Source organism: Pseudomonas sp. GXM4, from assembly GCF_008923895.1.
GTDB lineage: Bacteria > Pseudomonadota > Gammaproteobacteria > Pseudomonadales > Pseudomonadaceae > Aquipseudomonas > Aquipseudomonas atacamensis.
The window spans coordinates 1-11,314 of record NZ_WBRZ01000185.1 but is presented as its reverse complement, the minus strand read 5'-3'; the positions used below and the strand labels follow the sequence as shown (position 1 = coordinate 11,314).

Sequence of the window (11,314 nt, the reverse complement as noted above, 5' to 3'; positions counted from 1 at the left end):
ATCGAATACCAAACTGGTGGTGCGTTGAGCTGGGACTAATGGTCTCGCTTGGCATGATTTGACGACTGCGGTTTGAGTCGGCGAATCGAGAAAGCAAAAAGCCCCGATCTGATCGGGGCTTTTTTATGGGTGCAAAGCGGTAATTAGGTTAACGATGCATTGGTAGGATTTTGGCAGGATCAGTCGCTTTTCCCCGTAGGAAATTTCCTAGACAGCAGTGATGGCCACTCAGTATCGTCCGAGGGTTTTCAACCCTCGGCGATTTTATGGACACGGAAAAAAGTAATAGCGATTGGAGTGAGGTCGAGATTCAGGCGGCAGTCGATTCCTATCTGAAGATGCTTGTACGCGAGCAGAGCGGCCAGAAATTCGTCAAGACTGAGGAGAATCGCATCCTGCGCGAAGGCCCGTTAGCCGGTCGGACCAAAGGCTCTGTCGAGTTCCGGATGCAGAACATTTCTACCGTGTTGGTCGAGATGGATAGAAAGCGTATTGAAGGCTACAAACCTGCCAAGAATGTTGGCGCGAATGTAGCGCGCAGCATCCGTAAGGCACTTGATGCCTCTACCGTTCTGACACTTGAAGATTCCAATCCAACGGCGGACGAAGCATTGCTCGAGCAACGCGCGGCTAAATTTGAGCGAAAGCAATTTGACTACGTCCCCAAAGGAATAAAAACACCTATCCAAACGACGTCCACTAGAAAGGTTTACTTTCGCGATCCTGAATTGAGGGGCTGGGTTCGTCAGCAAGCCGATGGCAAGTGCGAAGGTTGTGGAAAAGCAGCGCCATTTGAAAAGGATGGGAAACCGTTTTTAGAAGTGCATCACGTCAAGCACCTGTCGCTAAAGGGTTCGGACCGTGAGACGAATGTTGTGGCGTTATGTCCCAACTGTCACCAACGTTGCCACCATTCGGATGACAGAGCGGAATTCACTGCTTGGCTTTATGACAATGTTGGAAGACTGGAAAAGGAATAATTGCAGTTTGTCTGGCTAACCTCATTTGCTGGATTTGGGGCAGCTTCGCTGCCCATCGGGGATAAATCCCCTCACCACAATTCAATGTGTTGCTGCTGGGTGGATGTCTGGATTCAAGATTAGGTTGATCTCACCAGTCGCCAGCAGGCTACCTCCCATAAATCCCGCATCATCCCGAAAACAATCAGTGCAACCTACCCCGCCTCCCGCTATTAATACCCCTCCCCCACTCAAGGATCCGAGCCCCACCATGAAATTCGATCTCGCCTACTGCCTCAGCCTCGACGACAAGTTGTCGATCTATGACGTTCGCGATCTCAATTTCGATGAGACGGTGGCGTTTGACTCGGCGAAGGAACACTTCCAGTGCCCCAACGATGCCTGTCGTGCGGCGTTCGAGGCTTCCAATGAGTTGGGTACGTTCAACGCCAAGAATGTGAATTACGTGCGCACGCCGCACTTCAAGAATCTGCCCACGACGCAGCATGTGGCGGGTTGCCCGTATGTGAGTTTGAAGGCGTCGGCTTCTGGCGTTGAGACGGCGGATGGCGAGGTGGATGACGGGCGTGAGGAACATTTCCCGTCGGAGTTGTTGCTGACCCGGCGTGAGTATGTGCGCAAGCCTGTCGCGCCAGCGGGGGCGGCGGATGTGTTGCGCGATGACTCGGTGCGGGCGGCGGCGGACAGTGGTAAAGAGTCGGTGGGTCGTGAGTCGGCGCCGGATAAGACCAGTGTGTTTGCGCATCCGGTGGAGTGTTTTGTTTCCAACTTCGCCGACAAGGATTTGCTCAAGCGCATGCCGTTGAAGATTGGCGAGCATACGGCGCCGTACAGTTCGTTCTTCAAGAAGATCGAATATCTGACGGACAACAAGGGGCTGATCTACTGGGGGCGGATCAAGAAGATCGAGGACTTCCACAGTGCCAGTTTTCGTATCGATTTCGAGGACAAGGTCTGGTTCAAGAAGCCCGAGGACAGTAAGAAGAAGCCGTATCCGGTCAGCGTTTATCTGAACAAGAAGCTGATCGACAACTACCGCAAGCGCAAGGCGTTTCTGGAAGAGATCAAGCACGCTGTGGATAGCGACAAGGCGTTGTTCTGTTTCTTCTATGGCGTAACGCCGGAGTTGAAGCAGGTGCCCGGCAAGAAGAACCCCGAGAAGCCTTTCGAGGTCTTCAATGCCAATATCGAGAACCTGGATCACTTCATTATTCGTGAAGCGCCGGGGTTGGAGTGATGGCTAGCCTTGGGGCAGTTGCAGTTTTACGGCGCCAGGGTGTTGTTTGACTAGGGAGTACGGCAGGATCGACCAGTCAGGTCTATCACAAGAGCGTTGCACGCGAGCGAAGTACGCGCCGAGGTACAAGCCCTTCTCGGTGAAGTACCAAGGTGAAGTCCCCCAGATGCTTTCGTCCTGGAAGTTGCAGTCGTCATCTCCCGTCGTTGTCTTCATTTCTGTGGGGTACAGGGCCGTGAATTGTTTGATCACCCACGGCACCAACTCTTTGCTAACGTACTGATAGCGCGCGTTACTTTCGTCCTTGCTCAGAGGTTCGTCGCCCAAGCTGTCGCGTTCGGCATGTAAAAGTGGTTTGCCCTCACCGACCCACAGCACATCTTCGAGGGACAGCGGGTGGCCGGTTTTGACGTCAATGTTGAGCGGTGAATCGCCGAAGTCTGGATGCGCGCCGCCGCAGTAATAGCTGGTCGAGATGTTCAGGCTGACCACGGCTGGCGAGATCATTTTCGGTTGCACCTGTTGCATAAATTCGACGTTTTCGCCGCCCTGCAGCTGGCAGCCGTGGTAACTGATGACTTCATTCCAGAGGCGTCCAAGCAACTGCTGGTTAACCCGTTGCTGATCATCTTTCGACAATCCGGACTCCACGCTGAACAGGGAAATCTTTGTCTCAGGCTCTGTCCACCATTGCAGGTCGTAGCCCATGAAGTTTTCTTTCTTCGCCGGTTTCAGTTTGAGTCCCTGCAGGCGCAAATACTCGTAAGGCTCGCTGTAAGGCAACGCGGCAATGAACGGCAAAGTTGATGAGGTGGGGGCGGTAAGTCTGGCCTCGATGAGTTTCACTGGCAGCTTCTTGCCCTGCGGACTTTTCCATTCGCCCTGCCAGCCGCTGCCGGTTTCTTCAAGTTCCAACGTTGACAGCGGCTTGTCGTCACCATAGCGATTATTGCCCTCGGTCAAGGTCAGCGTGCTGTTCTGCAACGCGCCACTGAGCGGCAAATCACGATGGTATTTTTCGTAGAAGTACCGACCGGTTACTTCGTCCTGCTGCGTGATATTGAGCTCTACGACGATCGGCGTTTTGCCCAACGTGCCGGTGAACACGCGTCGGCCATCATCGGCGTGGACACTTGGAATCAGCGAGAACAGCACAGCAGCGCATGGCGCCAGGCGCATCAGTCCCTTGAGCATTGATCGTTCCTTGAAAGAGTCAGAGGTCGCGCCGGCATTTGAGGGCCGACGCGGATAAATTCGCGGCGATTATGGCGGGGTTGTGGTCGGGAATCGAGGGGCTGCGCATGAAAGTAAACGCGACATCAAGGCAGTTGCAGTGCAACCCCGCCCGGATGTTGTTTGACGATTGTGTACGGCAGAACGCTCCAGTCGACGAATCCGCAGACCGCCGCGACGTGGGGAAATGATGGCTCGAGCTTGATGCCCAGTTCCGTGAAGTGCCAACCGGGAAATTGCCAGGGATAACTCTCGTCGTAGTTGCAGTCGTTTTCGCCTTCGGGGGTAACGGTCATTTCACTGGAGTAGAGTTTCAGCAGCTGCGCGACCAGCCAGGGTGCCAGTTCCTCACTGCGGTAGTTAGACCAGGAATCAGACGAGCCGGACGCCTCCCCGCCGAAGTCGCCCTCTCGTTGGAAATGCAATGGCTTGCCCTGCCCCACCCACAAAACATCATCAAGGGTCAGGAGTCTGCCTGTTTTAGTGTCGAAGTTGAGCGCATCCTGGCTTTGATCCGGATAGGCACCGCCGCAGAAATAATCTGATGAAATTAGAACACTCATCACTGTTGACGACATCCACAGTGGTTGGCTCGACTGCGCGTAACTGCCTGAACATCCATAAGACGACAATACCTCGCTCCACAAACGCGCCATCAATTGTTGGTTGATGCGTCGACGCTCTTCAAGGGAATAACCCGAGACCACTTCAAACAGAGAAGTGCCTGTCTTCGGCTCGCTCCACCACTGCAGCGTGTAGCCCATGAAGGTGTCGATGTTGCCTTTTTTGAGTGTGACGCCCTGCAGCCGCAGGTATTCATAAGGGTACTTGTCGTGAAGTGTGGTGAAGAAGGGCAAGGCATCATCCGCTACATCGGGGATGACGGCTGGCTGTAACTTGATCTTCAGGCTTTTCCCAGTGGTGCTCGTCCACTCGCCATACCAACCATCAGTTGTCGGCCGCAGACGCAAGGTCGGGCGTGAGTCGTCCATCCGCGAGCCTTCTTCCAGCACAAGCGTTTCCCCGTCCAGAGCACCGTCGAGTGGTAGATCCTTGCGGTACTTCTTGTAAAAGTAACGTCCCTCTCCGGTACGAGGATTTATTTCGAGGACGATAGACGATTTACCCAACGTGCCGGTGAACAACTGCGCGCCGGTCTCGGCCCAAGTTGCCGTCGAGACAAAAGAACCCGTTAGAAGAAAAACAGCAAAAAGACGTAACAGTCCTCGGTACATCACTTCATCCTTGAATAAGCGAGCAACTGCCCACGAAAGTAGCTGCGGATTATGGCGAGCTTGCGCGCTGGAATCGAGCGCCGTCGCGCTCAGCTCAAGCACATGCTGATCATCACCACCATAAGTAAACCGATGTACACGCGCGCATGCAGCCGATCCGGTATCCGCCCAATCCATCGCGCAGCCAATCTGATCCCCAGCAACGAACCAACCGTCAGCAGCGCAAACGCCAGGACATCGACATACCCGATATACCAAACGCCCAAATCACCCCCGGTGAAACCGGCCAGCGCCATGTACGTCAACGTCCCCGCCAATGCTACCGGTACGCTGAGCGGATTGGCCATGGAGGTCGCTTGCGACATGCTCAGCCCGCAACGGCGCAGCAGCGGCACGGTCATGACGCTTCCTCCTACACCTAGGAAGGTCGCGATGGCGCCGATGCCTGCGCCACCGGCGGATGTTTCCGTCGTGGTCAGTCGCCGTGGGAATGTCGTTTGGGACTGTGTGAGAAATCCTCGGCGCAGCAGGCAATCGACGATGGTCACGCCCAGATAGGCGATGAAGGCGTAGCGGATCACTTCGCCGCTGACCCACATCGCAGCGATGGCGCCGACGACCGCACCCACGCCGATAAACCCGCCCAATGGCCAGAGGTAGTCCCGGAGCAGATTGCCCGCGCGCTGGTGTTTGCGCGTGGCGATGAGGGCGTTGACGATCATCACGCAGGTCGAGGTGGCCACTGCGATGTGCATGGCCGATTGCGCGATGGGGTCGTCGGCTGCATGGCTGGCGGTGAGCATGCGATAGAGCAGCGGCACGATGACGAAGCCGCCGCCGAAACCGAAGAGCACGGCGCTGATGCCGGTGAGGCAACCGAACAGCGTAAGCAGGAGGTAGAACATGGTGGGCGTCCAGGATCGGGGGAGCCCAGGACATTAGAGCGTGATGCACTGGCCGGCTTCAGTAGTTGGGCCAATAATGTTCGCGTTTACGCCAATCGCTGGAACACGCCTGATGCGCAATATTTCGATCAATCAGCTCGATGACACGCCTCGCCCGGTCGTGGCCATCGGTACCGATTATTCCCACGGCCACCTACTCCCGCTTCATACGCATCGCCGTGGGCAATTGCTCTACGGCGCCACCGGCGTGATGCAGGTCAGCACTCAGAACGGTAATTGGGTGGTGCCGCCGCAGCGCGCGGTGTGGATTCCGCCGGGCGTGGCCCACGAGGTATTGATGCTCGGGGTGAGCACGCGCAGCCTTTACATCGAACCGGGCAACGTGGAATTGGGGTCGGACTGCCAAGTGCTCAATGTGTCGCCGCTGCTGCGGCATTTGCTGATGGAAGCGGTGGACGTGCCACTGATGTACGACCAGGCCGGACGCGACGGTGTGCTGATCAACTTGCTGTTGCATGAACTGGCACGCAGCGCGCCCCTTGCCCTACACATTCCCATGCCAGCCGAAGGAAAGCTCCTCAGTCTGTGTCAGACCTTTCTGAACATGCCCAACACCCATCAATCCCCGCAGGATTGGGCCGATCAGTTACACATAAGCTTGCGTACCTTTAACAGATTGTTTCGGCAGCAGACCGGGCTCAGCTTTCGTCAGTGGCGCCAGCAGGCGTGCGTCGTGCAGGCGTTGGCACGGTTGGCGGCGGGGGAAGCGGTGACGCGGATTGCCCTGGACTTCGGCTACGAGAGCCCGGCGGCGTTTTCGACGATGTTTCGGCGAGTGCTGGGACAGGCACCGTCCGTCTGGTTGGAGCCGACGAACTAGGCAAACTCGAAAAATGCATTTGATCCCGGCCGAAAACAACTGTACAAAAACACAGTACATCTTCAATCAGCACTTTTGAGCCCGGAGCACACCATGGCCTCTCTTGCGATGAACCACGTCCTCGAACGCATTGCCCTTTTCCAGTTCACCCCGACCCACTGCGTCCAGGCCCGCGCCATGCTGGGCTGGAGCGTTGAACAACTGTCGCGCGAGGCCGAGGTGGCGGTGGCAGATATCCAGCGTTTCGAAGCGCAGCAGGACGTGGCGGACGCCGCGAGACTGGCACTGGCTTATCGGTTTGAAGCGCAGGGGTTGGTGTTCTTCCCGGGGTTTGCACCGGGGCGCAGTGTCAGGGCGCAGGCTATGGCGGGGGAATCGGTGGGGCGTGGGGATTTTGCGATGGCCGAATAAGGAGCGCTAAGGATGGACATCGAAAGAAGCACGGGCAACGTCTACGCAGATTTGGGACTGCAGGGTGCAGATGAAATGCTGATCAAATCGGGATATGCGACAAAAATGGCCGCGTTGATCAAGACTGCCAACCTGAACGAATCTGAAGCGGCGCAAATTACTGGCATCACCTTGGAAACACTATGTCAGATACTTCGTGGAAAATTCAGGGATTTGTCAGTCGCTACGATGGAGGATTACCACCGGCGAATGAAGGAAATAGGAATCTGATTCATCCGGTTCGCACCGAGGCGAACCGGATGAAATCGTCAGGCGTTCTGCACTAGCGCCTCCCCCTCCTCTTCAACCGCCATCCACCACGCACTCCCCCGTTGTGGATGCGCAAGGTTGAACGCCTCCCCCATCCGCGGTGTGGTAATCGCAATACTGCGTTCCCATGCAAGCGCAAGGATGCGGTCAAACGGTTCGTGCCAGGCGTGCATGGCCAGGTCGAAGGTGCCGTTGTGGATCGGAAAGAGCCAGCGGCCCTTGAGGTCGATGTGGGCTTGCAGGGTTTCTTCCGGTTGCATGTGCACGTGGGGCCATTCGACGTTGTAGGCGCCGGTTTCCATCAGGGTCAGGTCGAACGGGCCGTATTGTTCGCCGATGCGTTTGAAGCCGTCGAAGTAACCGCTGTCGCCGCTGAAGAAGATTCGTGTGTCGGCGTCGATCATCACCCATGACGCCCACAGCGTGCTGTTGCCGTCGAACAGGCCACGGCCGGAGAAGTGCTGCGATGGGGTGGCGATGAAGCGGATACCGGCGATTTCGGTGCCCTGCCACCAGTCGTACTGGCGCACCTTGCTGGCGTCGATGCCCCATTTGATCAGGGTGTCGCCCACGCCCAGCGGAGTCAGGAAGTAAGTGGTTTTGGCGGCGAGTTTGAGCACCGCTTCGTAGTCGAGATGGTCGTAATGATTGTGCGAGAGGATCACTGCTTCGATCGGCGGCAGTTCGTCGATGCTGATCGGTGGTTGGTGGAAGCGTTTCGGGCCAGCCCATTGCACTGGCGAGGCGCGCTCGGCGAAGACCGGGTCGGTGATCCAGAATTTGTCGCGCATCTTCAGCAACAGCGTCGAGTGCCCCAAGCGGTAAACGCTGTGATTGGGCGCTGCGAGCAGATCTTCACGGGTCAGCGGTTGCACAGGAATGGCGGCGCTCGGACGGGTGTCGCGCGGTTTGTGGAAAATCATGTTCCACATGATCCGCAGCATTTTGCGTACCCCTTCGCGCTGCACCGGCGCATGATTGCGAAACAGCCCTTGATCCTGTCGAGAGGCTTCAGGCGTGGGAGTGTTATCCGGGAGAGAGACTGGATTGGCCATGACTGAACGACTCCGAAAAACCGTGTGCTGCACGGTGTTCCACGGGAAATGAAAATGGCCAAGCTGCACGCAAAGGCCAAACGCTCTGGTTTGTAAAGTGCGAGGATTAACGCAACATTACACTGAGCGGTGTAGTTTCTAGGTTGCATCAAAGCCGGCGCCAAGTAAACTGCCGAGTGTAATTTCCTTCCTTCTCTGCCGAAGTCCGCTCATGACCGCTCCACAACGCCTCACCGACCGCAAACGCGAAGCCATCATCCAGGCGGCGATCGCCGAATTCCGTGCCCACGGGTTCGAAATCACCAGCATGGACAAGATCGCCGCCACGGCCGGCGTGTCGAAGCGAACGGTGTACAACCACTTCCCGAGCAAGGAAGAGCTGTTCGCCGAGATCCTTAATCAGTTGTGGGCGCGGATCATTGCCGAGCCATCGGTGAGCTACGACCGCGAGCAACCGCTGCATGAGCAGCTGCGCCTGATGCTGCGAGAAAAAGTGCAGATGATGGCCGACGAGAATTTTCTCACCCTCGCCCGGGTGGCGATTGCCGCAACCATTCATTCCCCTGAACGTGCGCAGAACATGATTGAGCGCATGGGCGAGCGCGAGGAAGGACTGACTGTCTGGATACGCGCGGCGCAAGCCGACGGACGGCTCAAACCGGTGGATCCAGAATTTGCCGCGCATCAAGTACAAGGTTTGCTCAAGGCATTCGCATTCTGGCCGCAGATCTCGCTGGGTCGCGCGGCCCTTGATCCAGACGCGCAGAATGCAGTTGCCGAGTCGGCGCTGGAGATGTTCCTGGCACTGTATCAGCGGTGAATCACTGGCGCGGCGAGCCGCGTACAACTAATTTCGGAAAAAGTTATACAAACTTGTGAAAAATTCCTTTCTTGTACAACTTTATTAAGTTTTGTATAAGTAGCCATCTGCCAGTAACGGAACGCTGGCATTGAGCAGTCACCACCGAATGCCGTCCGTGCATTTCGGTCTGCCGGCGCAGGAATAGGGACTGAATCCTTTTGATTTTCCCCACTTCCCGAGTATCGCAAGCATGTTTTTCAATCGCCAAAAAGCCGCCCTCGCTGAATTGCAACACACCGTTTATGACCAAGCTGCGATGCTCGAAGCGATCAACCGTTCGATGGCGGTGATCGAGTTCGATCTTGATGGCGTGGTGTTGCGTGCCAATGACAATTTCCTCAAGACCATGGGTTACACGGCTGCCCAGGCGATCGGCCAGCCGCACCGGCATTTCTGCACGCCGGAATTCGGGCGCAGTGTCCAATACACCGAGCTGTGGTCACGCCTGAAAAATGGTCAGTTCCAGTCCGGCACCTTTGAACGGGTCAACAGCAAAGGCCAGCCGATCTGGCTCGAGGCCAGTTACAACCCGATCAAGGATGCGTCGGGACGGGTGATCAAAGTGGTCAAGTACGCGATGGATGTCACCGCCAAGGTGCAGCAGGAGAACGAGGCCAACGCCAAGCTGCAGGCGATCGATCGCGCGATGGCGGTGATCGAGTTCGATCTCGACGGCAACATTCTTACCGCCAACCAGAATTTTCTCACGCGCATGGGTTACAGCCTCGCAGAGCTCAAGGGCCAGCATCACCGCTTGTTCTGCACCCCGGCGCTGGTCAACAGCGGCGCCTATCAGGATTTCTGGCGGCGCCTGAATCAGGGCGAGTTCTTCCACGGGCAGTTCGAGCGCGTGGATAAACGCGGTCAGATCGTCTGGCTGGAGGCCAACTACAACCCGGTCTACGACGCTTCGGGGCGTTTGTACAAAGTCGTGAAGTTCGCGTCTGACGTTACCGCCCGTGTCGAGCAACACGAGCAGGACGCACGCAGTGCCAGCACCGCTTACCACATCTCGGTAGCAACGCGAAAAGTCGCCGAGCAAGGTACGCAGGTGATTCAACAGGCTGCCAGCGAAATGCGCGAAATCGCCGAGGACATCAGCCAGTCCTCAACGCTGATCGCGCAACTGGGCGACCGCTCCGAGCAGATCACCGCCATCGTCAACACCATCCGCGCGATCGCCGATCAGACCAACCTGCTCGCCCTCAACGCCGCCATCGAAGCCGCGCGCGCCGGTGAACAGGGCCGCGGCTTTGCCGTGGTGGCCGATGAAGTACGGCAACTGGCGGCGCGCACCAGCGGCTCCACCGCCGAGATCTCCACCATGATCAGCCTGATCCAGAGCGAAACACGGCAGGCGATCAAAAGCATGCAAGGCACCCGCGACCGCGCCGCAGAAGGCGTGGAACTGGCCAATCAGGCCGGCACGGTGATTCTGCAGATTCGCGATGGCGCCAGTGAGGCGGTGGATGCGGTGAGCATGTTTGCCAATGAGCGGGTGCCAAATTGAGGTTTGTGCAGGGTCGATAGAACGAGTCGCGACCTTCGTGGGCAGCCCGCGAAGGTCGACCGCCACAACGCAGAGCTATAGTGACGACACGTCCCAAGCCCCGCCGAGTGCCCCATGAATAACGAAAAACCCGAAGTATCCAACGCCCCGATCGATCACCTACGCTTCCACCGCCCCCACGCCCACCTGAATACGACCTTCGGCAACGACGCCTTCGCCCTCCGCGCCGAAGCCTTTGCGCGGTTCTTCGGCACGCCGCTGTTCCTTGGCGCGCAAACCTTGATCGTTGCGGTATGGATCGGCCTCAACGTATGGGGCGTGACTCAATTCGACGTTTACCCGTTCATCCTGCTGAACCTGGCCTTCAGCCTGCAGGCGGCCTACGCCGCGCCATTGATCCTGCTTGCACAAACCCGTCAGGCCGCGCGCGACAAAGCGCAGGCCGACGCCGATGCGCAGCACCGCGAAGCTCTGGCATTGGCCAATACCGAACGTCAGGCAGAGGCGGCGAAGAATTCCGCGCAATTGCTGGCATTGCTGGAACAAAACACCCGCCTTACCGAAATGACGAAAACCCTCACCGAGCGCATCGAAGGACTGACCAGCGAATTGCACGCTCACGTGTGCCAGAACTAAGGTCGCCTTCGCGAGCAGGCTCGCTCCCACATTGGATCTGTGGCGTTCACAAAATCCCTGT

Annotated in this window: 12 protein-coding genes; 8 read left to right on the top strand and 4 right to left on the bottom strand. The window is 57.2% G+C overall.

The window, feature by feature from the left end:
* Positions 1-266 precede the first annotated feature (266 nt).
* Together F8N49_RS20025 and F8N49_RS20020 are read left to right on the top strand one after the other, a co-directional pair.
* Complete coding sequence (locus tag F8N49_RS20025) at positions 267-980, top strand: HNH endonuclease signature motif containing protein (protein WP_122752168.1); 714 nt, start codon at positions 267-269, stop codon at positions 978-980.
* A gap of 250 nt (positions 981-1,230) precedes the next feature.
* Positions 1,231-2,217, top strand: coding sequence for a hypothetical protein (locus F8N49_RS20020; protein ID WP_122752169.1), 987 nt, complete (start codon positions 1,231-1,233; stop codon positions 2,215-2,217).
* A 3-nt stretch (positions 2,218-2,220) separates the two neighbouring features.
* Here the strand turns inward: F8N49_RS20020 and F8N49_RS20015 are convergent, their stop codons facing one another.
* The 3 genes from F8N49_RS20015 to F8N49_RS20005 form a co-directional block, all read right to left on the bottom strand.
* A complete protein-coding gene (locus F8N49_RS20015; RefSeq protein WP_122752170.1) occupies positions 2,221-3,411 on the bottom strand; it encodes a hypothetical protein in 1,191 nt (396 codons plus the stop codon).
* Between the two features lie 125 nt (positions 3,412-3,536).
* Positions 3,537-4,787, bottom strand: coding sequence for a hypothetical protein (locus F8N49_RS20010; protein WP_241149674.1), 1,251 nt, complete (start codon positions 4,785-4,787; stop codon positions 3,537-3,539).
* Positions 4,775-5,590: a sulfite exporter TauE/SafE family protein gene (locus F8N49_RS20005; RefSeq protein ID WP_122752172.1), complete on the bottom strand. Its 816-nt coding sequence runs from the start codon at positions 5,588-5,590 to the stop codon at positions 4,775-4,777. Before F8N49_RS20005 ends, F8N49_RS20010 begins: the two co-directional genes overlap by 13 nt.
* A gap of 112 nt (positions 5,591-5,702) precedes the next feature.
* On the opposite strand from F8N49_RS20005, the gene F8N49_RS20000 reads away from it, so the two are divergent.
* The 3 genes from F8N49_RS20000 to F8N49_RS19990 all read left to right on the top strand — a co-directional run bounded on the left by F8N49_RS20000 (position 5,703) and on the right by F8N49_RS19990 (position 7,151).
* Positions 5,703-6,470, top strand: a complete 768-nt coding sequence (locus tag F8N49_RS20000; RefSeq protein ID WP_122752173.1) for a helix-turn-helix domain-containing protein — start codon at positions 5,703-5,705, stop codon at positions 6,468-6,470.
* Positions 6,471-6,563: 93 nt separating this feature from the next.
* Positions 6,564-6,881, top strand: coding sequence for an XRE family transcriptional regulator (locus F8N49_RS19995; RefSeq protein ID WP_122752174.1), 318 nt, complete (start codon positions 6,564-6,566; stop codon positions 6,879-6,881).
* A gap of 12 nt (positions 6,882-6,893) precedes the next feature.
* The gene (locus F8N49_RS19990) at positions 6,894-7,151 is read left to right on the top strand and encodes a helix-turn-helix domain-containing protein (protein ID WP_122752175.1); all 258 of its coding nucleotides are present in this window, start codon (positions 6,894-6,896) and stop codon (positions 7,149-7,151) included.
* A gap of 38 nt (positions 7,152-7,189) precedes the next feature.
* On the opposite strand, the gene F8N49_RS19985 is transcribed toward F8N49_RS19990, so the two are convergent.
* Positions 7,190-8,245 (bottom strand): MBL fold metallo-hydrolase, encoded by a 1,056-nt coding sequence (locus tag F8N49_RS19985; RefSeq protein ID WP_071173314.1) that lies wholly within the window; start codon positions 8,243-8,245, stop codon positions 7,190-7,192.
* 211 nt (positions 8,246-8,456) lie between these two features.
* Between F8N49_RS19985 and F8N49_RS19980 the strand changes: the two genes are divergently transcribed.
* From F8N49_RS19980 to F8N49_RS19970, 3 genes are all read left to right on the top strand, one after another.
* Positions 8,457-9,065 (top strand): TetR/AcrR family transcriptional regulator, encoded by a 609-nt coding sequence (locus F8N49_RS19980; protein ID WP_016773570.1) that lies wholly within the window; start codon positions 8,457-8,459, stop codon positions 9,063-9,065.
* Between the two features lie 232 nt (positions 9,066-9,297).
* On the top strand, positions 9,298-10,617 hold the full coding sequence (locus tag F8N49_RS19975) for a PAS domain-containing methyl-accepting chemotaxis protein (RefSeq protein WP_122752176.1): 1,320 nt from the start codon (positions 9,298-9,300) through the stop codon (positions 10,615-10,617).
* A gap of 114 nt (positions 10,618-10,731) precedes the next feature.
* On the top strand, positions 10,732-11,253 hold the full coding sequence (locus F8N49_RS19970; protein ID WP_041479221.1) for a DUF1003 domain-containing protein: 522 nt from the start codon (positions 10,732-10,734) through the stop codon (positions 11,251-11,253).
* Positions 11,254-11,314 lie beyond the last annotated feature (61 nt).

Bases quoted from the DNA above. Each gene is read 5' to 3' on its own strand.
- F8N49_RS19980 (WP_016773570.1), top strand. From the start codon at position 8,457: ATGACCGCTCCACAACGCCTCACCGACCGCAAACGCGAAGCCATCATC.
- F8N49_RS19990 (WP_122752175.1), top strand. From the start codon at position 6,894: ATGGACATCGAAAGAAGCACGGGCAACGTCTACGCAGATTTGGGACTG.
- F8N49_RS20005 (WP_122752172.1), bottom strand. From the start codon at position 5,590: ATGTTCTACCTCCTGCTTACGCTGTTCGGTTGCCTCACCGGCATCAGC.
- F8N49_RS19995 (WP_122752174.1), top strand. From the start codon at position 6,564: ATGGCCTCTCTTGCGATGAACCACGTCCTCGAACGCATTGCCCTTTTC.
- F8N49_RS19975 (WP_122752176.1), top strand. From the start codon at position 9,298: ATGTTTTTCAATCGCCAAAAAGCCGCCCTCGCTGAATTGCAACACACC.
- F8N49_RS20025 (WP_122752168.1), top strand. From the start codon at position 267: ATGGACACGGAAAAAAGTAATAGCGATTGGAGTGAGGTCGAGATTCAG.
- F8N49_RS20020 (WP_122752169.1), top strand. From the start codon at position 1,231: ATGAAATTCGATCTCGCCTACTGCCTCAGCCTCGACGACAAGTTGTCG.
- F8N49_RS19970 (WP_041479221.1), top strand. From the start codon at position 10,732: ATGAATAACGAAAAACCCGAAGTATCCAACGCCCCGATCGATCACCTA.
- F8N49_RS20000 (WP_122752173.1), top strand. From the start codon at position 5,703: ATGCGCAATATTTCGATCAATCAGCTCGATGACACGCCTCGCCCGGTC.
- F8N49_RS19985 (WP_071173314.1), bottom strand. From the start codon at position 8,245: ATGGCCAATCCAGTCTCTCTCCCGGATAACACTCCCACGCCTGAAGCC.
- F8N49_RS20015 (WP_122752170.1), bottom strand. From the start codon at position 3,411: ATGCTCAAGGGACTGATGCGCCTGGCGCCATGCGCTGCTGTGCTGTTC.